The sequence below is a fragment of the Photorhabdus noenieputensis genome, from assembly GCF_018448935.1.
GTDB classification, from domain to species: Bacteria; Pseudomonadota; Gammaproteobacteria; order Enterobacterales; family Enterobacteriaceae; genus Photorhabdus; species Photorhabdus noenieputensis.
Genome location: NZ_RCWC01000008.1, coordinates 87,707 through 112,932, shown reverse-complemented (window position 1 = coordinate 112,932; position 25,226 = coordinate 87,707). Strand labels below are relative to the sequence as shown.

Genomic DNA, 25,226 nt, shown 5'->3' with positions numbered 1-25,226 from the left:
CTCAGTATTCAAATTTATTGAAAAACTTTTACCCACGTTGATATAGCGTGGCGGGGAAATATCCGCCGAAATTATTGCCAATAAATAAGATGTGCTACTATGTCGTTCATAAGAGCCATGTCATCAATAAGAACGGTGTCATCAATAAAAGCTGGCTAATCAGTAAAGTTAAGAAGTTACAAGGATCAATATAAGTGAAAGAGTCTCAGAAAATCATTAACCGTCAGGCTGCTTGTCCAACGATCAAATATCCAGAAAACTTGCCCGTCAGCCAGAAGAAAGATGATATCTACAAAGCTATTCGTGACCATCAAGTTGTCATTATTGCTGGTGAAACCGGTTCGGGTAAAACAACCCAGATCCCAAAAATTTGTCTTGAACTAGGTCGGGGAATAAAGGGCCTAATCGGTCATACTCAACCCCGTCGATTGGCTGCTCGCGCGGTTGCTAATCGTCTGGCGGAAGAATTGGAAACCTCTGTGGGTTCTGCTGTCGGTTATAAAGTCCGGTTTAGTGATCATGTGGGCGATAACACATTGGTTAAGCTGATGACCGATGGTATTTTGCTGGCGGAACTGCAAAATGACAGGTTGCTTAAACAGTATGACACGCTCATTATCGATGAGGCGCATGAGCGTAGTTTGAATATTGATTTTATTCTAGGTTATTTGCGCCAATTATTGCCAAAACGCCCCGATTTGAAAGTGATTATTACCTCGGCGACTATCGATCCTGAACGTTTTTCCCGCCATTTTAACCATGCGCCAATTATTGAAGTTTCTGGCCGAACCTATCCGGTAGAAGTGCGGTATCGTCCAGTCATGGGGGAAGATAATGATGGAGAGCGGGATCAGCTTGAGGCAATTATTGATGCTGTTGATGAACTCAACCGGGAAGGGCCTGGGGATATTCTGATCTTTATGAGTGGTGAGCGGGAGATTCGTGATACAGCCGATGCGCTAAATAAACTGGATCTGCGTCATACCGAAGTACTGCCACTATTTGCGCGTCTTTCTAACAGTGATCAGAACCGGATTTTCCAGCCACATACGGGGCGGAGAATTGTGCTGGCAACTAACGTGGCAGAAACCTCGTTGACGGTACCGGGAATTAAATATGTGATTGATACCGGATATGCACGTATTAGCCGTTACAGTTATCGGACGAAAGTACAGAGATTGCCGATTGAGCCAATATCACAGGCGTCGGCTAATCAGCGGAAAGGGCGTTGCGGACGTGTATCTGACGGGATCTGTATCCGGCTGTATTCAGAAGATGATTTCCTTTCTCGGCCAGAATTTACTGATCCAGAAATCCTGCGCACTAACTTGGCATCGGTCATTCTACAAATGACAGCGATTGGTCTTGGGGATGTTAGCGCATTTCCATTTGTGCAACCACCTGATAAACGTAATATTCAGGATGGTGTTCGGCTTCTGGAAGAGCTTGGGGCAATTGATCAGAGCACAACGACTAAGAGTAATTACCGTCTTACATCAATTGGCCGACAACTTGCTCAGCTTCCGGTTGATCCCCGGTTGGCACGTATGGTATTGGAAGCTCGTCATCATGGTTGTGTGCGTGAAGTGATGGTTATCACTTCTGCGCTGTCTATTCAGGACCCAAGGGAGCGGCCACTGGAGAAACAGCAGGCTTCTGATGAGAAACACCGGCGATTTGCTGATAAAGACTCTGATTTTATCGCATTTCTGAAATTATGGGATTTTTTGAAAGCTCAGCAAAAGGAACTCTCTTCTTCGCAATTTCGCAAGCTTTGCCGTCAAGATTACCTTAACTACCTGAGAGTCAGGGAGTGGCAGGATATATACGCTCAGTTACGACAAGTTGTGAAAGAAATTGGTTTGTCGATAAATAGCCAGGATGCAGATTACCGCAGTATTCATACTGCGTTACTTACTGGGCTGTTATCCCATATTGGTCAAAAAGATGCAGATAAACAGGAATATACCGGTGCGCGTAATGCGCGTTTTGCTATTTTCCCTGGTTCTGGTTTATTCAAGAAGCCGCCTAAATGGTCAATGGCAGCGGAATTGGTTGAAACTAGTCGCTTGTGGGGGCGTATTGCGGCGCGGATAGAACCTGAATGGGTTGAACCGTTAGCCGGGCATTTGGTGAAGTATCACTATAGCGAACCGCACTGGCAAAAATCGCAGGGCGCGGTAATGGCTAAGGAAAAAGTCACTTTATATGGTTTGCCAATTGTGGCTAGTCGTCAGGTTAATTACAGCAAAATTGATCCAATGCTCTGTCGTGAGTTATTTATCCGCCATGCGCTGGTGGAGGGCGACTGGCAAACTCGGCATGCATTTTTCCGAGCGAATCTAAAATTACGTGAGGAAATTGAGGAGCTAGAACATAAATCCCGTCGCCGTGACATTTTGGTGGATGATGAAACCTTGTTTAGTTTCTATGATCAACGGATACCTCAGAATGTGGTTTCTGCTCGCCATTTTGATCGCTGGTGGATGAAGACAGGTAAAGAGCAACCAGACTTGCTCAACTTTGAAAAAAATATGTTGATCAAAGGTGATGCCGATAAAATCAGTGCGTTGGATTACCCTAATTATTGGTATCAGGATACTCTGAAATTACGGCTTAGCTACCAGTTTGAACCGGGCACGCAAGCTGATGGCGTGACGGTGCATATTCCGCTTCCGGTACTGAATCAGGTTAAAGATGAAGGATTTGATTGGCAGATCCCAGGTATTCGCTATGACTTAGTTGTTGCACTAATTAAATCACTGCCAAAACCAGTTCGTCGTAATTTTGTTCCTGCGCCAAACTATGCTCAGGCATTTATGGAGCGAGTATCTCAACCTCAATCCACTTTGTTGGATAGTCTTGAGAGGGAGTTACGGCGGATAACTGGCGTTACGGTGTCACGTGATGATTGGCAGTTAGAACAAGTACCCGATCACCTCAAAATGACATTTCGAGTGGTGGGGGAGAAGAATCGGACTATCGCGGAAGGTAAAAATTTATCGGCACTGAAATTACGCTTGAAGGAGAAAGTTCAGGAAACACTCTCTGCTGTTGCTGATGATGGGATTGAACAGAGTGGGCTGCATATTTGGAGTTTTGGTGAATTGCCGGGACGATATGAGCAAAAACGTGGTGGTTACTCTGTTAAAGCATTTCCTGCGCTGGTGGATGAAAAAGAGAGTATCGGTATCAAATTGTTTGAAACTGAATTGGAGCAACAGATTGCCATGTGGGAAGGTACTCGTCGTCTGTTGTTGCTTAATATTCCTTCACCAATTAAATACTTACATGAGAAATTGCCGAATAAATCCAAATTGGGGCTCTATTTTAATCCTTATGGCAAGGTATTGGATTTAATTGACGATTGTATCTCTTGTGGTGTGGATAAATTGATGACAGTGAATGGTGGGCCGGCTTGGAATGAACAGGGTTTTATTCAGCTACAATACAAAGTTCGGGCTGAGTTGAACGATACTGTTGTGGAAATAGCTAAGCAAGTGGAACAGATACTCACCACCATTTTTGCCATTAATAAACGCCTTAAGGGGAAAATTGATATTTCTCTGGCCTTGGCGTTATCGGATATCAAAGCGCAGCTTTCTGGTTTGGTTTTTAAAGGATTTGTCACCACTAATGGTTGGAAACGTTTGCCGGATGTCCTGCGTTATCTGCAAGGCATTGAGCGCCGTCTTGAAAAATTGGCGGTTGATCCGCACAGAGATAGAGCACAAATGGGGCGTGTCGAAAATGTTCAGCAACAGTGGCAGCAATGGCTGGCGAAATTATCACTGCAACAGAAACAGTTACCTGAGGTGCAAGAGATTCGTTGGATGATTGAAGAACTGCGGATCAGCTTGTTTGCTCAGCAACTGGGCACGCCATATCCGGTCTCGGATAAGAGAATTTTGCAAACGATGGAGCAAATTGCTTCCTGATCAAAGAAGACGGTCATATTCTAAACTGCATCCCAAGTTTTACATTTGTGATGCAGTTTTTTATCGGTCAGTTAAATCGTCAAACTGAAAGCCTCCTATTTCTAAAGGTGGCTTTTTACTTATACCCGTTATCTTTCAAGTTGCCTCTTTGTTGGCTGCACTCGCTCACCCCGGTCACATCGTTATCTATGCTCCCGGGGATTCACTCCCTTGCTGTCGTGATGCATCTTGAAATCCATAGGGTATAGACTGAAACGAATGAACTGGTTAGCAGGTACTTTCCGTATGTTTGGTTTTGTTAGCCTCAACGAAAGCATTAACCATCGCGGTTTTATTTTTGCGGTTACGAGCGTAGTCAGCCTGAGTTGCCTTCTTCTTAGTTGCTGTAGCACGTTTTAACAACATAATCGCCTCCTCCTAAATCTTCATACTCTAATATTAATCTTGACTGTACCTTTTGTAAAAGTCTTTCATAGGTTCTTTTGTGAGAATCACTGTAGCCACTAAAGTACAAGTAATGAACTTTAGATTCTTCAATATAATCCAGAATGTATGATATTAAGACATTAAAAAAGTAGTTATTTTCATTTCTATTGTAATGAACAGTTTTATCTATTTTATCAAATGGAGTCCTACCGTTTAATTCGTCTATCGGGATTGATTCATAAGCTTGATCGAAGAAGATGATAGATACAGCGAATAAAATGTTTGGATTAACATCGTATATTTCAGCAATTCTTTCGGCTCCGACAATATCGTCAGTTAATGGAAAGAATACTAACCGAAAGGTTTGCGGTTTTTTACTGTTAAAAGTGAATTCAATGTCATAACTGCTAACCTTACCGATTCCACCAATGGCTTTATTCTTGAGACTATGATACTTGGTCATTCTTTAACACTGTTGCTGTTTTGATAGTGGTTTATTATACCAATATTACATTGTCACTATTCTTTCTAATTGTCTAATATGCGAGCGTGTTCCAAATTTTATGTAATTGTGCCATTCAGCTAATCGGGTTTCCACGCCCGGTCACAAATTTATCTGTGACGTATTTGACTTACTTGAACCTAAACAACACGTCAATAAAATTTATTGAAAATAATTGTTAATTGTGTCAAAAAACGCCATTTTTACTACTAATGATTCATTTCATTCTCATCCATAATGATATTATGGATTTTTTTAAACAGGGTGTAAAAAATGCCATTCATGGCCATGCTTTTTATGTCAATTATAACGTTTTTCTTCTTAACTATACTAGTTAACTATTTTTTCATATTAGAACGAAATGTAAAAAAACATATGGGTATCGTTATTAATGACTATTATTTTCATATTCAGCCTCTTTGCCACAACAATTCTTTATCAAAATATTTTCTAGTCGAAAAATATATTTAATATAGTCGCGTATTTAATGCGTGGTTAATGGCTATTTAGTCGATTTATAGAGAAATAGCCATTATTAATCCCCTTCAGAAAATGATTTTGAATTACCGGTGGCAGAAATAAGCTTTTGTAAGCATTTTTCACCACTTTTACTTTTATACAGTGCACGAATACTATCAACGACATACTGATTTAATTCTGCTTCTGTTCCTTGATAAAAAGGTAGAGAACAAACAGAATCAGTGCTAATTGAAACATTGGAATCATCAAGAATAGATAATACTCCGTTTACGTTTTTAGGTAATGCAGTTGCTAATGCTGTTGATAGCGTTTCTGATGAATGGGTATCACTTCCCTTTGCAAGTAAAGGAGCTACCTTGAGCCACGTTATATCTCCACTTGCAATATGATCTGTTATATAATCCCATTCTCCGTTATCTCCTTCTGGCATATTTTCAATTACTGCTCTTGCACCTTGCTGTTTTATTTGTAGGATCAATTGCTCTGGTGTTAAATTCGGATATGGATTTTTAGCTGTAATATGGCGATCCACGGCCAGTGAACTAAATGATACTAGCATTAATAACATAATCAGTTTTTTCATTTAACCACCAAAATTATATTTTTAAAATAGAATATCTAACGCCATAGTTCAGTATTCCTGAAATTTTTTTGATTTACCGATAGTATTAACAAGTATTTTCAAACAATTTTCTCCTTTTTTTGATTTGTAAAGTGCCCTGATGCTTTCGACGACATATTTGTTTATTTCTGCTTCGGTACCTGAATAAAAAGGCAATGAACATACAGATTCAGTGCTAATTGAAATGTTGGCGTTATTAAGGACAGACATAACAACAGCGGCATTCTTTGGTATTGCTGTTGCAACAGCTATTGTGAGATCTTCTGCTGAGCCTGCATCAACCCCAGTTGATAATATCGGAACAATGTTCAACCATTCAGGATCACCACTTGATATATGGGATAAAATGTAATCCCATGTGCTGTCATCGGTATTAGGTAAGGTCGATGTTACGAATTTCCTTGCTCCCATTGAATTTACTTTTTCAATAATTTGCTTTGGTGTCAGATTAGGGTATGGATTATTCTTCTCTAACTCAGTTGCAAAGGAATTAAAAGCTAAAAGATTTAAAGCTATTATTGGTATTGGAAGTAATTTTTTCATGGTACTACAACTAATATATCATCACTGGATGAAGCAATACTTTTTCTCAATTCAGCCCCGTTTATAACGATACACCCCTCAGAAGCTTGATGATATGAACCATCATTTCTATCTCCGTGGATTCTAAAAGCATCTCTGCCATAAGTGTTTGTTCCTAAAATGGGAACGAGTTTTACAGTATATGGGCCTTTATGATTATTGTATCCATTAATTCTATAATGACCTTGTGGAATAGGTCCTGTTAAATATGCGTCCTGCATGGATGGATTATTTACTCCTGCGCCATGACCGCTATAGCCCTTTGCAATAAAAGAGCCATTATGTGTAAGTACACCAGTGCTTTGTGAATATTGCCACGTCATAATTTGTTTCCATTAGTAAACATTAAGAAATTTAACTTTAAACTTAAAAAACATTTTTAAAAGCATAATTTTGTAAATAAAATAAATTTTTTGTAAATTAAAATAAATGAAGGGATAGGAAGGAATTTAAAGTATAATTGAAGAAAAAACCTTCCTAAGAAAATCCGTAAGTTTAGCTCTTAAGTTAATTCAGTGAAAAATAAAATCTTACACTAAAATCTCTTTGTTTTTTTAGGTTCATTGAATTACAATTATGCGCATAACTTTGAGCATAGGAAGTAATTTAATTGTTCCACTAACTTCAACAGGAGAAATGGAACTAACTCATAACATATTAATTAACTGACATAAACTGTTGAATTTTCTATTAGACAGTATTTCAGACTGAATTTTATCAAAGATTTTTCAGATAAAAACAATAAAATAACCGAGCATCAGCCAAGAAATAAACTTTCTATAACTGATGCAGATAAATTTATTACTGATAAGTTAAAGTCATTGTTGCAGTTACATTTGCCTGCCCAGGGGTAATATTGCGATCGGTTTGAAAATAGCGGGCGTGTAAAGGGATAGATAACTTCCCGCCTGAATAGCTATTACCAATATTTATTTGTGAATGGATAATGACAGGTTGGTTGTTGTAAAGAATTTGCATACCCACACCGGAAGCAGTTGTGCGATTATCATTTTGATCAAGCGCCCAGACATGATATAAGTTATTTTTTGCTTTATTTCCGTCAAGCATTAATTGAATCTGGACATCATCATCACAATCTAAAATAACTTCAAAATCCTTCCCTCCTGCGGTGCTGTTAATGCCAGAAAAATCGATTTTTTTAATATCGCCCATAGGAACAGTAATATTGCTATTTTTCAGTGAGCAGCTTTTAGTAATAATTCGGGTATTTCCCAAACGGTAAGTATGAACGATGTGGTTATTTACCCGTGCCTGAATTAATTGTTCATTTTTGACAAAACCAGAACCTGTTGTTGGTGCTATTTTTATTAGCTGAATTGTCAAATAACCCCATGTCTTACCACAATACCAACGACCAGAATTGTCGCAGCTTACAGGGTTATTAGCAATTCGTGGTAACCAGTCGATACCATAGCCGGGACCCCAAGTATTTATTCTGATACCAACACCGGGGACACCGGACTCGTAAATAGCATCCTTGTTATAATCCGTACTTTTATAGGATGTATATCCCCATGATGTATTAACGTTTGTATCGCAATAGAAAATATTGTTTTTATTGTCTAATTCATCTGCACGATATTCGTAAATGGTTGTGCCAATAGGTTGATCCCTTGGTACATATAATGTTCCAAAAGAGAGATGAGTGATTTCTGGTTTAAATCCTTTCTCAAACAGGCAGTTAGCGGCAAAACTATAAGAATTGACTATCAAACCAATTAATAAGTTGATGATAATGAGAAAATATTTAAGTTTATTGTAAATATTAAACATAGCGTTTTCCTGTGGGTAGTTATTTACAGTGCGCTGCTATTATGTAAATACCGGATAAAGGAGTTTTTTCCGGTAATTTGTAATTAACGATACATTCCTGAATATCTTTATAACCCCATTTAACTAATAATCGTCCACTATCGGGTAAACCAGTGAGGTAAGCTTGCCCTCCGTGACTGACAATTGCGCTGTTTGTTTCATCAATGTCATGGTGTTTTTCTAACGTGACAACCGCGCCAAAAGGAATAGGATTTTCTTGATAGTAGAGATTGATGAGAACTCTGTGACCTATCCGGGTTTTAAAATCGGCCAGAACTAATGCTCCCCGAGTAGGAATAACGGTTTGGGCATTAATGTCAATATCGACATTATCTGCTAATGAATGAGTATCCAATGCAATTCGATTTTTCCGGTAACTGCTGACATAGGGAATAATCGCATAACCATTCCAATCGGTGGCAATACCAACATTATTTTGGATCTTTATTCCTTGAGCACCATCAGCCCGGACTAATGCTAATGTATCTCCCAAATGTTGTGAAAAAGTAATACCGTATGGGTGAGCGACAATGCCTCCTTGAAGGCCATAATTCAGTTGATGAGAATGGCGATCATAGCTATAACCGGTACTGAGTTGACCATAAGCACCTTTATATTCCGCATGAATATGACCGCCAGCGCCAGTACCGTGATTTGTGTAACTTTGCTGCAAACTATAGATTAAATTATTATCTTCCAGCGCTGTGCCGCTTAAACCGATTTGGTGGGAAATATCTTTGTTTTTATTGGTATTAAAATTGTAACTGGTCCAGCTATTCTTTAGCCAGCGATCTAATGGAATCTGTATGCTGAATGAAAAGAGCTGTTCATTTTTATCCGTATCTGGAAGTTGGCTATAGGTATAATTCAGGCTGTAATTAATATTATTATAATTGATGCTATAACCTGCGTTGATATTACGTTCATAGCCACATTGTTGCCAATAATTTTGTTGAAGAGCGGACAGATATAAACTGCCAAAATTTCCTAAAGATTGATTAATATGCAGTTGCAATTTACTTCTTTTATTGGTGCGGTAACGCCGGTCATTTTTATTAGCATCATCTATGTCATTGGCTTCTTTAAAATCGTAAAAACCACGTGTCGAATAGCGATATCCTGCCAAAGTGAAATTAGTTCCTGTTAATGAAAGATCTTTTGCATATTGAAAACGATAAGATTGCCCTTTGGTACTTATATTGGATGGTAAATCAGTGTTAGCATGAGTAATGTCAAAAGAGAGAGAACCTAATATACCAAGGTTATAACCTGATCCTAAAGCGACGGATTGATAATTTTTTGAAAAAATCGTACCGCCATAGGTAGTGATATTATTAGAAAAACCATAGACCAATGCACTTTGGACAAAATTGGGTTCTTGCCCATGATGATTTGATGATTGATACTGGCCCAGTGTTATCGAATATTGGAGACCGCCTTCTCGTAACATAATCGGTATAGTTGAAAAAGATTGAGTAGATCGGTATTCCTGACCATCTGCTTCTTTGATAATAACTTCTAAATCTCCACTTGTTGTGGTTGGGAAAAGGTCATTAATGACAAATGGGCCTGGTGAAACATAAGTTTGATAAATGATATAGCCGTTTTGTTTGATTGTAACCTGAGCGTTACTTTGAGCAATTCCTCGAACACTAGGGGCGAAACCTTGCAAGCTGTCTGGTAACATATTATCATCAGAAGCTAATTGTAAGCCCCGGAATTGGACACCCTCAAAAATATAGGAAGGGGTGAAGCTGTCACCTAGCGTTAATTGCCCTTTTAGAGTGTGAATATCCCGTTGTAAATAGGTGTTAATACTTTTCCAACTCTTGTCACGGCTGGTATAGGTAGAATAATTGCGTAGACGCCATGCTTGCCAATTAGCGCCTGTTCGAAGATTCAGATAATGGGTCTGCGTAGAGCTAGATGGATTATCTTGCCAGGTATTTGAACCACTATAATTATAGTTAATTAATAGTGAAGTTAATCCTTGCTGCCATAATTCAGGCGAAACATAACCTCTTGCCTGATTGTTTAGCATTGCTTGTGGAATACTGATATCCAGTCTTTGTTGACTAAAATTGAAGAGGGTGCTTGCTGATGGAATATATTGACTTAAATCAGACAACTCTGTTTCTGATGGTAAACTGATCAGCTCTGGAAATGTATCAATTTTTACTCCCATATCCTGTAATTGCTGAATTGTCAGCTTAGGCAGCAATTTGTTATTTATCGTGACAAAGGTTACGTTCCTGGTATCTATTTTCTCTCTATTAAGGTAAATATCTACCCAGTAAATACCGGGCGGATAGTCATCTTGTGTGAAAATAGAGAGATCAATGTTTTCTGGTGAACCAGAATCAGTACCTATCTCCAGTGCATGAATGTTGAAATAATCTTCAGAATAAGTCTTTGTAGGGTAAAAAAATATGCCAGCAGCGATAAATGGCAATAATAAGAGCCATGAATGTTTAATATCATATGGTTGCTTATTAATCTTATGCTGTGAGCACTTTCCCATAATTAACTTTTTAGTATAGAGTAAAGTAATGTAACGGTTTTATTAAATAGCTGTTTTTTCCTCGGCAGTAACACCACCAAAATCATTAATTGCTTTCCAATTTACCTGCTTTATGTGTTTTGTCGGCAGAGGCCAACTTAGTTGACTAAAGGGTTTAATCATGCCCGCAGGTTTTATTTCATGTTGATCTGCTTTAAGGTAAGAGAATGAAATGAAGTAAGGGGTAGGATTTTCTGCGATCAATGAGTTGTTTTCTGTACGGAATTTTAGCTCTTTATATGCAGTACTTGACTTTTCTGCCAAACTTGCAGGACGGTAAAACAATTTAAACTTTGACTTAACTGTTATTTGTAATTGATTCTGATCTGATTTCACAGAGGTAGGGATAGACTTTATATTTAACCAAAAAAGTGACTCCCGATCTTGAGGCAGGTTGCTTTCTGTTTTTACAATACGCAGGATATTTTCATGGCCTGCGGCGAGTTTAAAGATGGGAGGAGTAACGATAAAAGGGGTCTTCGTATTATCATTTTCATCTTGCATCCAAGACTGAATCAGATAAGGTGCATCTTTTTCTGGGTTGTTTATAGAAATGGAGGCTTCTTTTTTGTCACTCATGTAGATAACACGAGTCCCACCAATGACGACACCTGCGATAGCGAAATTTATACTGATAATATATAGAAAAACTATTGTGAATAGGCGTTGATACTGCACGGTGGCATCTCCGTTTTATCGTGTTTTTATGCGTTATTTTGTGGGCATCCATTCCCTATACTGCTTTATTAGAAACAAAACGTGAATCAAAGTTCTGTTCTAAATTTAGCCTGTCTTAGTTATAAACGATCGTAAAATTGGCGACTGCATCACCTGAACCTGGACTAATGTCTTGAGCTGTAGCAACATATTTTGCAATAAACTTCAACTCTGCTGTTTTTTGGTCAGTAAAAGCTTGAGATTTGGAAGCTTTTGCTAAAGGGATCAGCGTTGAGTTATCTTCTTCATAGATACCAATAGCAACACCATCGGCGACGTTATCGCCTTTATCATTGGATAAGGCCAGAAGACTGTTATTTCTACTATCTATTTGCCCGTCAAATTTGACTTGTGCATGAGTATATTCTGGTGGGCAATCACTCATTTTAATGCTAAAGGGTGTTGCTGCTGCGGTACTATCTACACCACTAAATGCATTTGAGCCAATTGTTCCCATGTTTACGTTTTGATTTGCAGAGTCAGTATCGATTTTACAGGCATTTGCGATGATATTACCTGTAAAGTTGATTTTTCCGTCGGCTGCATTTGCTACAGAAATAAATACAGAAGATGCAAGTAAGCATGAAATAATCAGTTTAGCTTTCATTTTAAATAGATCCTAACCCTGCCAAGTATGGCGTTAGGGAAATAGAAATATTGATTTAATGGGAACTGTATAAACATCAATACAGCGTGTAAATATTTATGACTTTTACCCAATAACAATAGCGATAACTCAAACTGTGTCTTTTTTGGGATAAAGCTGAGTGATCATAGCGATTAATTAGGAAAAATCCAAAGAATGACTGGATAATATGCTGTATTTAAGATTTTTATCTGTATTTGCTTCTTAAATAGGATTATTTTTTAATATTAAGGTGATTTATTGTATGTAATAAATCATTATGCTAATTAATGAGAATATCTTTTTAATTAATAATTGGTTATAAAATTAATTGTGATATAGATCACAATTAATTTATCACGCTTAAGAATTTATTTTTTTGTTCTATTATTTTCATGTTATTACCTCTCGCTATCATTTGCCCTCTGAGAATTTTTATTCTAATAGAGTAAGTCATCTGGTTTAAATTACTCTAGAGTCTTCTCATGTGATCTTTCTATTTTATTGTTTATAGCGATGCCTATCTTAGTTGACGTTATAAACACTCAACACAATTAACCCTGTAAGGGAGGAAAATGAAACAGTTCGTCTTGATATTAGGCTTTTTGTCCATCGTGCTTGCAGCCGCGCGTCCTGCTTCGGCCATGCATGTAGAGCAAAAAATTGCTACCAATGGTGTGGCATCGATCGAATATTCGGTGCGTGGGGAAGGGCCACTGCTTGTGGTGATTGCTTCAACCGGGCGAGGAACCGCGGAATTCGCGCCACTTGCGGATCGACTGGCGATGCGTGGCTATCGCGTTGCTCTGCCGGAACCACGCGGAATCTCAAGGTCAGTCGGCCCGATGGAAAATGTGACCTTCCACGACTTTGCCGACGATTTTGCGTCTGTAGTTGCGGCGGAAGGAGGCAAGGCAATCGTAGTGGGGCACGCTTATGGCCACTGGATCGCTAAGACGATTGCCTCGGATTATCCCGAAATGACGCGTGGCATAGTACTTCTGGCAGGGGCGGCGAAATCTTGGCCTTCAGAGCTCTCGGATGCGATTATGGTGATTAGTGATCCGAAATCCACTCGTGAGGAGCGGCTGGCCAAACTTAGACTTGCCTTCTTCGCGGAAGGCAATGACCCAACGCCTTGGCTTGAGGGTTGGCATTCTGATGTCATAAAAAGCCAGTCCTCGGCGCGTGAACTGACCAATCGCAAGGATTGGTGGGCTGGCGGGACAGCACCAATCCTCGATCTACAGGCGGATTCCGACCCATTTCGACCTGAATCGTCTCGAATGGAGGCGAAGGATGAGTTCGGTAACCGCGTTACTGTCGCAGTGATTGAAGGGGCCAGCCACGCATTACCTGCTGAGAAGCCGCTCGAAACAGCGGATGCAATTGCGAATTGGGCCGACAAATTGAAATAACTTAAGGACAATATCCGGTCTTTATCAGGGCGTTCGTACTGAATTTGTTGCGGTGCGAATGCCCCAATCAGAGATGATTCCAATAGGGCGAAATAGACGCTCTACCTCAAGTTTTACACCTTTGCTTATGATGAGCTGGAATAGATCCACCAACATCGTTGCCTTGAAAGTCATCTTAGTTTCGTTCTTCAACACTTTGCATCGACAAAATTGACTAAAGTACCATACCTATCAAGTTGTATTAACAATATTAGTTACAACATACAGTTAAAGATAACACCAACAAAAATATGGCAGAACCACAAAAAATTAAACAAACTGCTATATGAAAAACCCAGAAAGCCATCACAGGAAAGTAATGGCCTGAATCTGACGGGACTACTTGATTAGCAACCCAGTGGCAGGAATTGCTGTTACCAGCAACACGACAATAGTGAGCTTTTCAGCCAGATGTAAGCTATTTTTCTGTGGGTTTTGACGGCGTACATACAGAAAAACAATAAGACCTGGTGCATAGAGAACAACAGACAATAGCAAATTCATCAAACCGGATGCATAAAGTAACCATATGCCATAAATACAGGCTCCAATAGCAACGAGTAATAATCCTTTATTGCTACGCTCAAAAGCGACTTTTAAAAGAAATGCTCCGACAAGGAAATAGGGCACTAAAATCATCTCTGATGCAATTGCCAGTAATGAATTGTAGTTACTTCCACTCAACCAGATCAAAATGAGAGAGAGTTGTACAGCGCCATTAGTGAACCACAAGGAAGATGATGGTGCATTATTGCGGTTTTGCTGGCTAAATACTTTTGGAAAAGAACCGTGTTGGGAAGCGATAAATGGCACTTCTGCTGCCATGATCGTCCAACTCAGATAAGCACCACAGACGGAGATAATCAATCCGGCAGCAATAATGATTTCACCTGCGGAACCAACAAGTCCTACCATCAGGTTTGCCATTGACGGGTTGCGTATTTCTGCTAACTCAGGTCGTGGTACTAATCCAAGGGAGAGTAGGGTGACTAAGATGTATATTGCTAATGCTGCAACGACAGCTAGCATGGTTGCAATACCAACATCTGTCCGTTTTTTCGCCCTGGCAGAAACTACGACAGCACCTTCAATACCGATAAAAACCCAGAGAGTAATCAACATAGTGTCTTTTACTTGTTGCCAGACAGGAACTCCTAGCTCGATGCCTCTAAAGTCGAGAGCAAAGATATCCATTTTAAAGGCTATGGCGGCAAGTATGATGAAAGCACCTAAAGGCAACAACTTTGCCATTGTCGCCAATTTATTGATTCCGGCTGCGGTTTGAACGCCGCGGAGTACCAGCCAATGTACGAACCAGAGTAGAATAGATTCTCCCAATAGGGACTGCCAGGTATTGCCATCACCAAAGATGACGGTACCCTCTTTGTCAGTAAAGAAACTTAGGGCGGCAAAAACGATAACCAGATAAGAAACATTGGCAATAACTGCGCATAACCAATATCCCCAGGCAGAACAGAAGCCTACTAGTTCACCAAAGCCCTCTTTAGCATAAGTGAAAATCCCTCCATCAAGATCCGGACGAAGACGAGAGAGCAATAATAGCGAGGTAGCCAGGAACAGGATACCGACACCTGTTATTCCCCAACCAATCATTAACGCTGCTGGGCTGGCGATTTCAGCCATATTCTGCGGTAAGCTGAAAACGCCTGCACCGACCATAGAGCTGAGTACCAGAGCAGTAAGAGCTGTGAGACCTAGTTTCTTTTCCAAAGATGTGTTCCTAATGTGACATAAACTGCATTGTTACCCAATTTGTTACCCCGATCATAAAGATGAACTGGGTATCGGGTTTTCGTCGCTTCCAAGCTGTACAGAACGGAAAAACAGACTGATTGAACCTAGAAATAGAGGGGGGATTCTACGAAGGGTATGAGCTGGATGCAATGGTTTTCTATGCAACTAACTGTAAAATTTATGCATTGTTTGATGGTGAGTTTAGGGATGATTAAGTGTATATCCGTTATCTTTCAAGTTGCTTCTTTGTTGGCTGCATTCACTCACCCCAGTCATATAGTTATCTATGATCCCGGGGATTCGCTCCCTTGCCGCCGAGACGCATCTTGAAATCCATAAGGTATAGTAAGATCAATTTATTTTTATAAGCTTATATGAGTTATTTTTATAATGCTGTTTTTTGTATTGAGGTGAATAGGTGATAATTATGAAGTGCTATGATGTTATTACTAATTAAGTAATTTTTATTTTAATTTTTTCGATCGATATCAAAATTTAATAAAAATGCTTGTGAAAAATTTTATCTCTAATTTTTATTTTGTTATGTAATATTATTGCCAAGTAATAATCATCTTTTGTTTTCATGTCAAATTATTAAATTAATCTATTGAACATGTAGTTTCATGATGTTATAAATATTTCATTAAATTAAAACACTTAGAATGTTTTTTTAATTTGTTGATTTAATTTAAATGTTTGTTTTATTTTAATTGACTTTGTTAATTTTATATTCAAGTTAATATATTTTTCATTGAATTTTCTATCAGTAACTAATTAAATTTCTACAATGTGATATAAAACTAATCTTATATAAAAATAAAAAAATCATGTTGACAACGACTGTTTTGATTTATATTGTTTGTGAAAATATTACTCTGCCATTTATTAACTTGTTTTTCTTGTATATGTTTTTAATTTTCAGGAATGATTATATGTACATATGCCAAAAAATATTCTCAGATGGTTAGAGGACAACTGTCATTCAAATTCTTATCTTTTAGGTGCCGATGAATGGCTCAGTATTAAATATTCATAAAGGTTAGAACATATGAAACGTGTTCTTGTAGTGTCATATTCCCAAAGTGGTCAATTGACCGAGGTGGTAAAAAGCTTAATCTCTCCCCTGCAAGAGTCTGACGAGATATACATCCGTGAAGTTGTTCTGAAACCGGTTCCAGAATTTGAGTTTCCCTGGAAGTTTTCCAAGTTTGTTGATGTTTTTCCAGAAACAGTGCAGTTACACCCGCCTGAGCTAGCGCCTTTGAATCTGGAAGACGAAGAACCTTTTGATTTGGTCATATTAGGCTACCAGGTTTGGTATTTATCGCCGGCTCCTCCGATAACAGCATTTCTTAAGAGTAAAGAAGGAAAGCGTGTACTTAATGGCCGACCGGTGGTGACAGTTATTGCTTGCCGAAACATGTGGTTGATAGCTCAGGAAACTGTCAAAAGATTGTTGCATGAAAGTGGCGCGTATTTGCGCGATAACGTGGTTTTTGTTGATAAAGCAAACTTTTTTGCAACAGTATTCACAACCCCGATATGGCTAATGACAGGAAAAAGACAGCCATTTCCTAGCTTACCGCGGGCGGGCGTATCGGAGGAAGACGTTAAAGATGCCACACGTTTTGGTGATGCGTTATTGGCTGCGCTCAAAACGGATAAAGAGAAAGTTGATGCTCCAATGTTGAAAGGTATGGGAGCGGCGGTTGTCGACCAAGCTTTTATTTTCGGTGAACGTGCGGCGCATCGAGGGTTTAGATTTTGGTCCGGGCTGATTTGCCGTGTAGGCAAACGAGGGATATGGGTAAGACGCTCTTTATTAGCGTTGTTTGTAACCTATTTGATATTGATGGTACTAGTTGTTTTTCCTATTTCGGTAGTTGTTCGCCGTTTGCTTACCCCATTACTTAAAGAACGTCTTAATGAATTACAGAAATACTATGAACAACCTTCTGGTTCTGCCCGCTATGATGATAAGGAGATAAATAAGTAAATGAGTAACAACGTTTATATCACTAAAGTTTCCGCGTTTATGCCGGGAAACCCAATAGATAATAATACAATGGAATCTGTTCTTGGCTTTGTTGGTGGTCGTCCATCAAGATCTCGTCATATAGTCCTTCGCAATAATGGTATCAAATATCGTCATTATGCACTGGATCCGGAGACAGGTGAGGCAACTTATACATCTGCTCAACTAGCGGCTGAGGCAGTAAAAGGTTTGGTTGATGAACACTTCTCTTTAGACGATATGCAAATTCTGGCAGCAAGCAGTGGTACTCCTGATCAAATTATACCGGGTCACGGTCTCATGGTTCATGGAGAGCTCAAAAATAAACCATGTGAAGTTATCTCAACTTCCAGTGCTTGTGCTGCGGGTATAACAGCGATGAAATATGCTTATTTGTCCGTTCTCTCAGGAACGACAAGTAATGCGGTTTCAACAACGTCGGAAGTACCTTCCACTGTATTGCATGCCCGCAATTTCCAGAGTGAAAACGAAGCTCGGGTTGCAGAACTGGAACGACGTCCTGAAATCGCTTTTGAAAAAGATTTTCTGCGTTGGATGCTTTCTGATGGTGCCGGCGCTGCTTTACTTGAAAACAAGCCTCGACCTGATGGTGTTTCATTACGAATTGATTGGATAGATATTTACTCTTTTGCTAATGAGCAAGAGACATGTATGTACTCAGGTGGAGAAAAGTTAGCAGATGGCAGTTTGAAAGGTTGGGCTCAAATGAGTCAGGCTGATTGGCTTGCATATTCTGTTTTCTGCATCAAACAAGATGTCAGATATTTAAATGAGAGGGTTGTTAAATTCACACTTACCGAACCATTGAGACGGATAGTTGCTGATCGTAACTTATCGTCAGAATCTATTGATTGGTTCTTGCCTCATTACTCATCTGAATATTTCCGCATGAAATTTGCCGCGGGTCTTGAAGATATTAATTTTGGTATTCCACAAGAGCGTTGGTTTACTAACTTAACAATGAAAGGAAATACCGGATCGGCTTCTATTTATATCATGTTGGATGAGCTTATGAAGTCGGGTAAGTTGAAAAAAGATCAGCGTCTATTATGTTTTATCCCTGAAAGTGCCAGATTCACAGGGGCATTCATGCACCTGACTGTCGTGTAAATATTTAATCTTAGTGTTAATGAAGAATGGGGAAACAACCGGTTTCCCCTCGTAATGGGTACATCTAGGAAAATACAGCGTGGAAAATTTAGAGAATCGTGTCAAGAGTGTTGTTGCAGAACAACTTGGAATACCTGAAACCCAGATTCTTAATACACAAACATTCGAGGAATTAGGTGCCGACTCGTTAGATAATGTTGAACTGATTATGGCTCTAGAAGAGCATTTCGGAATAACTATTGATGATGAAGAAGCGGAAAAAATAGTGACCATACAGAACGCCATTGATTGTATCGATTCGAAGTTGGAATCTGCTAACTAATTTGAAGAACTTTATTATCTTTATACTATTTTAAGTAAAAAAGCACATATGATTATCATGTGTGCCTTTTTTGTTCTTGGTTCAATATACCCAATGGATTTCAAGATGCATCGCGACGGCAAGGGAGAGAATCCCCGGGAGCATAGATAACTATGTGACCGGGGTGAGTGAGTGCAGCCAACAAAGAGGCAACTTGAAAGATAACGGGTATAGGTTTTTATTTGAACAGGTCGGCACTAATAGTGGAGGTTCCACCACTGGATTGCCATTCACGAGTAATATGATAGTACTTAGCGCCTTTAGCCGCGGCACGTTTAGCGACTTCATAGGAAACATCAGGCATGCTGTTGTAGAAACCTGAAAAGGTGATGGAATCAAAAGGTACCATTTGAGCAGCGCTGATTTTATTTAATTCCTGGATTTTCGTACCATCAGGAAGAGTTACGGTGTAACGCTCACCTTTAGAATATTGGGTTTCAAAGAAGCGGCCAACAGAATTACTGGTTGAAGTTGAAGAGGCTAAACCAGGAATTTCTACTTTTTTAGCTGATTCGCCACCAGCAGCCAATGCAATGCGTCCAGAATCGGAATCTGCCGGGATGACAGCTTCATTAGACTGAATTTGGCGTTTTGGCGCATCATCTTTATAAACATAAGCGGTAACCGTCTGATTACCGCCATCATTGATTGCAACCTGACGAACAATATAGAAAAACGCAGCGCCTTTTTTCTTGGCTTCTTTTGCAATGGCTTCATTCAAATCAGGTTCATTGTCGTAAAAACCGCTGATAGTGACAGTATCGAATGGCTCCAGCGTTACAGTTTCTGTTTTGGGTAATTCTTTGATGCCGCGAAACTCACGATATTTAGGTGAATTATCAATTTTCTCTGCATCTTTGTGATACAGATCAGCTACAACGCGCAGGTTGCCACTATTATTCAGATCGTCAAGGCTTTGGATATAAAACCCATCTGCCCCCATTTTATCTGCACGACGGGAAACCGCATCGGCAGCTTCATAAATAGCATTAAAAGGGCCTGTAACCGTAATACGTTTAAACGGTTTCAGTTCCGCTGCTTTCTCCGGGGATAACTCCTGGGCTGCTTGAACAGTGGTAATACCCGTTAATGAGAGTACCACCGCTGCAATCATCGTTGTTTTCAGCTTCATAAAAAATTCTTCCACCTTGCGCATTAAATAATAGTTGTAACTTGCTGAACATGGTTGTGTATCACATAGCCGATAATTATTACATGTAATAATAGCTAATGTCCCACGAATTTATGCTATCAGTATGAATGAATGCAAGTTTATAGGATAGGGTACCATAAGTTTTTAGCAACATAGGGAGTGGTCCAGTGAAAAGTGCGATTTGCACTGGTAATACTACTTATAATACTACTTAGTTATTTTTTTACCCATTAGCGATCGATCACCGATAATATTTTCAGTTGGTTCCTAAAATATTTGTTGATAGATTTTACTGATGGCAGTAATAAAGTTAATTTAGTCGCTAAATTGACTGTAGCAAGCAATAATCATCATTAATCTTAGGCTTTAGGAAGGGAACATTATGCGTATTGGTGTACCGAAGGAGCGACTTGTCAATGAAGCACGTGTTGCAGCCACACCGAACACTGTAGAACACTTGCTGAAATTGGGATTTAATGTCGTTGTTGAGAGTGGAGCAGGGCATTTAGCCAGTTTTGAGGATAGTGCTTACCAACAAGTAGGTGCTGAAATTACTGATCGTCATAATATTTGGCGTTCCGATATTATTTTAAAGGTTAATGCTCCTGAGGATGACGAAATTGTATTAATGAAGGAAGGGAGTACGTTGGTTAGTTTTGTCTGGCCAGCACAAAACCCTGAGTTAATGCAGAAATTATCAGACCGTAAAGTCACGGTGTTGGCAATGGATTCAGTACCGCGTATTTCCAGAGCACAATCGCTGGATGCGTTGAGTTCTATGGCAAATATTGCCGGTTATCGTGCAATAGTCGAAGCCGCTCACGAATTTGGTCGTTTCTTTACTGGTCAGATTACTGCGGCAGGAAAAGTTCCGCCAGCCAAGGTGATGATTATTGGTGCCGGTGTTGCTGGTTTAGCTGCTGTGGGTGCTGCGGGCAGCTTGGGAGCAATTGTTCGTGCATTTGATACTCGTCCTGAAGTTAAAGAACAAATTCAAAGCATGGGGGCGGAGTTCCTTGAGCTGAATTTTGAAGAGAATGCCGGTAGTGGCGACGGATATGCAAAAGTCATGTCCGAAGCCTTCATTAAAGCGGAGATGGCGCTTTTTGCCGAACAGGCAAAAGAAGTTGATATCATTGTAACCACAGCGTTAATTCCAGGGAAACCGGCTCCACGTCTTATTACCAAAGAGATGGTTGAATCCATGAAGCCGGGTAGTGTAATTGTTGATCTGGCCGCTCAGACGGGAGGGAACTGTGAATTAACGCAAGCAGATAAATTGGTTATTACTGCAAATGGCGTGAAAATTATTGGTTACACAGATTTGCCAAGTCGCTTGCCAACACAATCTTCACAACTCTACGGCACTAACTTGGTTAATTTGCTTAAGTTATTGTGCAAAGAGAAAAATGGCGAAATCAATATTGATTTTGACGATGTTGTTATTCGTGGCGTGACAGTTGTTAAAGAGGGTGAAATTACCTGGCCGGCACCCCCCATTCAAGTTTCAGCCCAGCCGCAGGCAAAACCGGCATCAGTTAAAGCAGAAAAGCCAGCGGCGAAACCCGTTTCACCTTGGTTGAAATATGGTTTATTGGCATTGGCTGTTATCTTGTTCGGTTGGTTAGCCAATGTTGCGCCAAAAGAATTCTTATCCCACTTTACTGTTTTCGCGTTGGCTTGTGTGGTGGGTTATTACGTGGTTTGGAATGTCAGCCATGCTTTGCACACACCGTTAATGTCGGTAACTAATGCCATTTCGGGAATTATTGTCGTTGGGGCGTTATTACAAATTGGTGATGGTGGATGGGTAAGTTTCTTCTCATTTATTGCCGTTCTTATTGCCAGCATTAATATCTTCGGTGGCTTCACTGTCACTCAGCGCATGCTGAAAATGTTTCGTAAGGACTAAGGGGTAACTAATGTCGAGTGGAGTCGTTACAGCAGCATATATTGTTGCCGCCGTTTTATTTATTTTCAGTCTGGCAGGTTTATCTCGTCATGAGAGTTCTAAACGCGGAAATATTTTTGGTATCACCGGGATGGCAATCGCATTGATTGCGACTATTTTCGGGCCTGATACCGGAAGTGTTGTCTGGATTATTCTGGCGATGGTGATCGGTGCGGTTATTGGTATTCGTCTGGCAAATAAAGTTGAAATGACTGAAATGCCGGAATTAGTTGCTATTCTGCACAGTTTTGTCGGTTTGGCCGCCGTTCTGGTCGGTTTTAATAGTTTTATTGCTCACGATAATTTTGCAGAACCCGTGATGGAGAATATCCATCTAACAGAGGTCTTCTTAGGGGTTTTCATTGGTGCGGTTACTTTCACCGGTTCTGTTGTGGCGTTTGGTAAATTATGTGGAAAAATATCTTCTAAGCCGTTGATGTTGCCAAATCGTCATAAATTAAACCTTGCAGCGCTTGTGATCTCCTTTGTGCTGTTGATTACCTTTGTGAAAACGGAAAGTACGGGCCTGCAAGTGTTCACGTTGTTGCTCATGACAGCAATTGCATTGGCGTTTGGTTGGCATTTGGTCGCTTCCATCGGTGGTGCGGATATGCCAGTGGTGGTTTCAATGCTGAACTCCTATTCTGGCTGGGCTGCCGCTGCTGCGGGTTTCATGTTGAGCAATGATTTGTTGATTGTAACGGGTGCACTGGTTGGTTCTTCGGGGGCGATTCTTTCTTACATCATGTGTAAGGCCATGAATCGGTCTTTTATCAGTGTGATTGCCGGCGGGTTTGGTACCGATGGTTCTTCAACCGGTGATGAGCAGGAGATGGGCGAGTACCGCGAAACCTCAGCGGAAGAGGTTGCTGAACTATTGAAAAACTCAACTTCTGTTATCATCACGCCGGGGTACGGTATGGCTGTTGCACAGGCGCAGTATCCGGTACATGACATCACAGCTAAATTGCGAGAGAAGGGAGTTAATGTCCGCTTTGGTATTCATCCCGTTGCGGGGCGTCTGCCTGGGCATATGAACGTGCTGTTGGCAGAAGCAAAAGTGCCTTACGACGTTGTTTTGGAAATGGACGAAATCAATGATGATTTCTCTGATACCGATACTGTGTTGGTCATTGGTGCCAACGACACCGTTAACCCTGCGGCACAGGAAGATCCCAACAGCCCGATTGCGGGTATGCCTGTTCTGGAGGTTTGGAAAGCACAAAATGTTGTTGTGTTCAAACGTTCTATGAACACAGGTTACGCCGGTGTGCAAAATCCATTGTTCTTTAAAGACAATAGCCAGATGTTGTTCGGTGATGCGAAGGCGAGCGTAGAGGCAATCCTGCGTGCACTGTGATTTTCTATTGTTTTAACTTACAGCTATGATGGATTTACTGTCTCTTAGTCAGATTTCTTGATTAAGAGACAGAAATTACATTCGTTGTTTTACTTTATTTGCGATTCACTAGTTATTAATGCTTAAGTTAACCCGAATTCTGCTTAAGCCGTCATTGAAATATCTTTCTCTGAGTAGAAAATTTTCAGTGATGGCTTTTTCAATTTAAGGCTGTAAGCAATCAATCCACCTAAAACACACAACAGAAAGCCTTTTATACTTCGGTGGCGCGAGTGCTCAATTTGAGAAATGGTCTTTAATTGTCCATTAATCGTTTCGATGATAAATCTCTTTTTTAACATTAAGTTATTCCACTCAGACAGCGCTTGTGCTTTCATATTACGGCGTTTCTTCGTGATGAAAGTCACACCGATTTTGGCTAAATCATCGGCCAGTTCCTGACTGAGATAACCTTTATCACCGTAAAGATAACCCGTTAACGATTTTGATAATTCGCGTACAGGCTCTCGATCATTCACATTACCGGGAGTCACTTTTAGCGCGAGAATTTCGCCCAAATGGTTAACAACCAAGTGTAATTTGAAGCCGTAAAACCAGCCCATTGATGTTTTTCCGCGCTGGGCTATTCCCTTAAAAACCTTATGACGCGGGATACGGATGTTATGACAGACGCACAAACTCGTGGAATCAATAAAAGCAATCTTGGTCGGTTTTCCTTTTAATTGAGTCAGATAACTACATAGTGGGACCAAAACGGAAGGGGCGACACTGACAAAACGGGTATAACTGAGCAGGGTGGGGAAATCTTTGTGGTGATATTTCCAAATATGTTCCAGATAAAAATGTTTAAAATCACGGTAATGCGCCATATGAAAAAGGATCAAAATAGTCATGATTTCACTGGGATACATATGGCCTTGCCGATGACGCTGGCGGTACCCTTTTTCGAAACAAAATAATTCCCATTGAGGAATGAAGAAGCGGCAAAAATCATCGACATCGCAGAAAATTTCAACTAACTTGTTCATAGCCTGTTCCTCCCCGGAGCTGTTTCGGCGTGCACCAAAACATTGCTCCTGGAACAGGCTTCATGTCAATTTCTTATCCAGAATTCTGGTTAAGTTAGTGCTTATAGTTGATTTCTCGCTGGTGACGGATAGCCAAAATGTAACGCGTATTACTTCCGGGAAGTTCTCTGTATAACAATATATAGCCTGTACCACCAAAAGGGATAATTAACTCAAAGAGTGGATAAATTTCTGTTGGCCGTCCAGATAAGACGTTAGATTCCAGTGCTTGGATGTGTTTGCTAATGATACTAAGTGCCGACTTCGCAGCAACTGTATCGCGTTGATATAAGAAATCAATATGACGATTTATATCCCTTGTTGCTGCGGGAGTGACTATTACAGATGGCATTCAGGTGGCTCCTTATCCTCGCCACGTACAATCGCATCCAGCCAATTACAAAGTTCACTGCCAGTTAAATGTAAACCGGTGGCTTCATATTCTAACCAAGCGTTTTCGGCATCACGTAAAAATTGTTGTCTGGCCTCCAAAGTATCAATTTCACTTTCGATTGAACGTACCATAAGCGAATGGGCAGAAATGCCTTGCGTGTCAGCCAACGCTTTAATGCGTGTTTTTAACCCTTCATCTAAGCGAAGGGTTATTGTCTGTTTCGTTTGTTTATGCATAACCTTTCTCACAATGATATCACTAGTAACACAAATGCTATCATTAGATAGCGAGCATAACA

General features: G+C 40.1%; 20 protein-coding genes and 1 pseudogene. 7 read left to right on the top strand and 14 right to left on the bottom strand.

The window, feature by feature from the left end; genetic code table 11:
- Positions 1 to 206 precede the first annotated feature (206 nt).
- Positions 207 to 3,938, top strand: a pseudogene (gene hrpA / locus EAE91_RS08350) (ATP-dependent RNA helicase HrpA); the annotation flags it as partial.
- A 267-nt stretch (positions 3,939 to 4,205) separates the two neighbouring features.
- Here hrpA and EAE91_RS08345 read toward each other — a convergent pair.
- The 9 genes from EAE91_RS08345 to EAE91_RS08305 all read right to left on the bottom strand — a co-directional run bounded on the left by EAE91_RS08345 (position 4,206) and on the right by EAE91_RS08305 (position 12,267).
- A complete protein-coding gene (locus tag EAE91_RS08345; RefSeq protein WP_158537745.1) occupies positions 4,206 to 4,343 on the bottom strand; it encodes a hypothetical protein in 138 nt (45 codons plus the stop codon).
- A complete protein-coding gene (locus EAE91_RS08340) occupies positions 4,315 to 4,827 on the bottom strand; it encodes a hypothetical protein (RefSeq protein WP_214088082.1) in 513 nt (170 codons plus the stop codon). The genes EAE91_RS08345 and EAE91_RS08340 overlap by 29 nt, the downstream gene beginning before the upstream one ends.
- A gap of 574 nt (positions 4,828 to 5,401) precedes the next feature.
- Positions 5,402 to 5,929 carry a hypothetical protein gene (locus EAE91_RS08335; RefSeq protein WP_214088081.1) on the bottom strand — a complete coding sequence of 176 codons (528 nt, stop codon included), beginning with the start codon at positions 5,927 to 5,929 and terminating at the stop codon, positions 5,402 to 5,404.
- A gap of 48 nt (positions 5,930 to 5,977) precedes the next feature.
- Entirely contained in the window at positions 5,978 to 6,511 is a 534-nt protein-coding gene (locus EAE91_RS08330; protein WP_214088080.1) for a hypothetical protein, read from the bottom strand.
- Complete coding sequence (locus tag EAE91_RS08325) at positions 6,508 to 6,873, bottom strand: tlde1 domain-containing protein (RefSeq protein ID WP_214088079.1); 366 nt, start codon at positions 6,871 to 6,873, stop codon at positions 6,508 to 6,510. Before EAE91_RS08325 ends, EAE91_RS08330 begins: the two co-directional genes overlap by 4 nt.
- Positions 6,874 to 7,351: 478 nt before the next feature.
- Complete coding sequence (locus EAE91_RS08320) at positions 7,352 to 8,344, bottom strand: fimbrial protein (protein WP_214088078.1); 993 nt, start codon at positions 8,342 to 8,344, stop codon at positions 7,352 to 7,354.
- Positions 8,345 to 8,363: 19 nt separating this feature from the next.
- Positions 8,364 to 10,904: a fimbria/pilus outer membrane usher protein gene (locus EAE91_RS08315; protein WP_214088077.1), complete on the bottom strand. Its 2,541-nt coding sequence runs from the start codon at positions 10,902 to 10,904 to the stop codon at positions 8,364 to 8,366.
- A 42-nt stretch (positions 10,905 to 10,946) separates the two neighbouring features.
- Entirely contained in the window at positions 10,947 to 11,621 is a 675-nt protein-coding gene (locus tag EAE91_RS08310; RefSeq protein WP_214088076.1) for a fimbrial biogenesis chaperone, read from the bottom strand.
- 115 nt (positions 11,622 to 11,736) lie between these two features.
- Positions 11,737 to 12,267: a fimbrial protein gene (locus tag EAE91_RS08305; RefSeq protein ID WP_214088075.1), complete on the bottom strand. Its 531-nt coding sequence runs from the start codon at positions 12,265 to 12,267 to the stop codon at positions 11,737 to 11,739.
- A 593-nt stretch (positions 12,268 to 12,860) separates the two neighbouring features.
- Between EAE91_RS08305 and EAE91_RS08300 the strand changes: the two genes are divergently transcribed.
- Positions 12,861 to 13,703: an alpha/beta fold hydrolase gene (locus EAE91_RS08300; RefSeq protein ID WP_214088074.1), complete on the top strand. Its 843-nt coding sequence runs from the start codon at positions 12,861 to 12,863 to the stop codon at positions 13,701 to 13,703.
- A 378-nt stretch (positions 13,704 to 14,081) separates the two neighbouring features.
- Here the strand turns inward: EAE91_RS08300 and EAE91_RS08295 are convergent, their stop codons facing one another.
- The gene (locus EAE91_RS08295; protein WP_214088073.1) at positions 14,082 to 15,473 is read right to left on the bottom strand and encodes an amino acid permease; all 1,392 of its coding nucleotides are present in this window, start codon (positions 15,471 to 15,473) and stop codon (positions 14,082 to 14,084) included.
- Positions 15,474 to 16,545: 1,072 nt separating this feature from the next.
- Here EAE91_RS08295 and stlC point away from each other — a divergent pair.
- The 3 genes from stlC to stlE all read left to right on the top strand — a co-directional run bounded on the left by stlC (position 16,546) and on the right by stlE (position 18,964).
- A complete protein-coding gene (gene stlC / locus EAE91_RS08290) occupies positions 16,546 to 17,493 on the top strand; it encodes a stilbene biosynthesis aromatase StlC (RefSeq protein ID WP_214088072.1) in 948 nt (315 codons plus the stop codon).
- Complete coding sequence (gene stlD, locus EAE91_RS08285; protein WP_214088071.1) at positions 17,494 to 18,642, top strand: beta-ketosynthase StlD; 1,149 nt, start codon at positions 17,494 to 17,496, stop codon at positions 18,640 to 18,642.
- 79 nt (positions 18,643 to 18,721) lie between these two features.
- The gene (gene stlE / locus EAE91_RS08280) at positions 18,722 to 18,964 is read left to right on the top strand and encodes a stilbene biosynthesis acyl carrier protein StlE (RefSeq protein ID WP_036775642.1); all 243 of its coding nucleotides are present in this window, start codon (positions 18,722 to 18,724) and stop codon (positions 18,962 to 18,964) included.
- A 217-nt stretch (positions 18,965 to 19,181) separates the two neighbouring features.
- Here stlE and ydgH read toward each other — a convergent pair whose 3' ends face one another.
- Positions 19,182 to 20,135: a DUF1471 family protein YdgH gene (gene ydgH / locus EAE91_RS08275; RefSeq protein ID WP_214088070.1), complete on the bottom strand. Its 954-nt coding sequence runs from the start codon at positions 20,133 to 20,135 to the stop codon at positions 19,182 to 19,184.
- Positions 20,136 to 20,538: 403 nt separating this feature from the next.
- On the opposite strand from ydgH, the gene pntA reads away from it, so the two are divergent.
- Positions 20,539 to 22,068, top strand: coding sequence for a Re/Si-specific NAD(P)(+) transhydrogenase subunit alpha (pntA, locus tag EAE91_RS08270; protein ID WP_214088069.1), 1,530 nt, complete (start codon positions 20,539 to 20,541; stop codon positions 22,066 to 22,068).
- Between the two features lie 10 nt (positions 22,069 to 22,078).
- Positions 22,079 to 23,467: a Re/Si-specific NAD(P)(+) transhydrogenase subunit beta gene (pntB, locus tag EAE91_RS08265; protein ID WP_214088068.1), complete on the top strand. Its 1,389-nt coding sequence runs from the start codon at positions 22,079 to 22,081 to the stop codon at positions 23,465 to 23,467.
- A gap of 143 nt (positions 23,468 to 23,610) precedes the next feature.
- Here pntB and EAE91_RS08260 read toward each other — a convergent pair whose 3' ends face one another.
- From EAE91_RS08260 to EAE91_RS08250, 3 genes are all read right to left on the bottom strand, one after another.
- Positions 23,611 to 24,495 (bottom strand): IS982-like element ISPlu11 family transposase, encoded by an 885-nt coding sequence (locus tag EAE91_RS08260; protein WP_214088067.1) that lies wholly within the window; start codon positions 24,493 to 24,495, stop codon positions 23,611 to 23,613.
- A 94-nt stretch (positions 24,496 to 24,589) separates the two neighbouring features.
- Positions 24,590 to 24,886: a type II toxin-antitoxin system RelE/ParE family toxin gene (locus EAE91_RS08255; RefSeq protein ID WP_214088066.1), complete on the bottom strand. Its 297-nt coding sequence runs from the start codon at positions 24,884 to 24,886 to the stop codon at positions 24,590 to 24,592.
- Positions 24,874 to 25,164, bottom strand: a complete 291-nt coding sequence (locus EAE91_RS08250) for a CopG family ribbon-helix-helix protein (protein WP_036806311.1) — start codon at positions 25,162 to 25,164, stop codon at positions 24,874 to 24,876. Before EAE91_RS08250 ends, EAE91_RS08255 begins: the two co-directional genes overlap by 13 nt.
- Positions 25,165 to 25,226 lie beyond the last annotated feature (62 nt).

What these genes read in the sequence shown, in the direction of transcription:
- EAE91_RS08345 (WP_158537745.1), bottom strand. Translation starts at nt 4,343, where the DNA reads ATGTTGTTAAAACGTGCTACAGCAACTAAGAAGAAGGCAACTCAGGCT.
- EAE91_RS08340 (WP_214088082.1), bottom strand. Translation starts at nt 4,827, where the DNA reads ATGACCAAGTATCATAGTCTCAAGAATAAAGCCATTGGTGGAATCGGT.
- EAE91_RS08335 (WP_214088081.1), bottom strand. Translation starts at nt 5,929, where the DNA reads ATGAAAAAACTGATTATGTTATTAATGCTAGTATCATTTAGTTCACTG.
- EAE91_RS08330 (WP_214088080.1), bottom strand. Translation starts at nt 6,511, where the DNA reads ATGAAAAAATTACTTCCAATACCAATAATAGCTTTAAATCTTTTAGCT.
- EAE91_RS08325 (WP_214088079.1), bottom strand. Translation starts at nt 6,873, where the DNA reads ATGACGTGGCAATATTCACAAAGCACTGGTGTACTTACACATAATGGC.
- EAE91_RS08320 (WP_214088078.1), bottom strand. Translation starts at nt 8,344, where the DNA reads ATGTTTAATATTTACAATAAACTTAAATATTTTCTCATTATCATCAAC.
- EAE91_RS08315 (WP_214088077.1), bottom strand. Translation starts at nt 10,904, where the DNA reads ATGGGAAAGTGCTCACAGCATAAGATTAATAAGCAACCATATGATATT.
- EAE91_RS08305 (WP_214088075.1), bottom strand. Translation starts at nt 12,267, where the DNA reads ATGAAAGCTAAACTGATTATTTCATGCTTACTTGCATCTTCTGTATTT.
- EAE91_RS08300 (WP_214088074.1), top strand. Translation starts at nt 12,861, where the DNA reads ATGAAACAGTTCGTCTTGATATTAGGCTTTTTGTCCATCGTGCTTGCA.
- stlC (WP_214088072.1), top strand. Translation starts at nt 16,546, where the DNA reads ATGAAACGTGTTCTTGTAGTGTCATATTCCCAAAGTGGTCAATTGACC.
- stlD (WP_214088071.1), top strand. Translation starts at nt 17,494, where the DNA reads ATGAGTAACAACGTTTATATCACTAAAGTTTCCGCGTTTATGCCGGGA.
- ydgH (WP_214088070.1), bottom strand. Translation starts at nt 20,135, where the DNA reads ATGAAGCTGAAAACAACGATGATTGCAGCGGTGGTACTCTCATTAACG.
- pntA (WP_214088069.1), top strand. Translation starts at nt 20,539, where the DNA reads ATGCGTATTGGTGTACCGAAGGAGCGACTTGTCAATGAAGCACGTGTT.
- pntB (WP_214088068.1), top strand. Translation starts at nt 22,079, where the DNA reads ATGTCGAGTGGAGTCGTTACAGCAGCATATATTGTTGCCGCCGTTTTA.
- EAE91_RS08260 (WP_214088067.1), bottom strand. Translation starts at nt 24,495, where the DNA reads ATGAACAAGTTAGTTGAAATTTTCTGCGATGTCGATGATTTTTGCCGC.
- EAE91_RS08255 (WP_214088066.1), bottom strand. Translation starts at nt 24,886, where the DNA reads ATGCCATCTGTAATAGTCACTCCCGCAGCAACAAGGGATATAAATCGT.
- EAE91_RS08250 (WP_036806311.1), bottom strand. Translation starts at nt 25,164, where the DNA reads ATGCATAAACAAACGAAACAGACAATAACCCTTCGCTTAGATGAAGGG.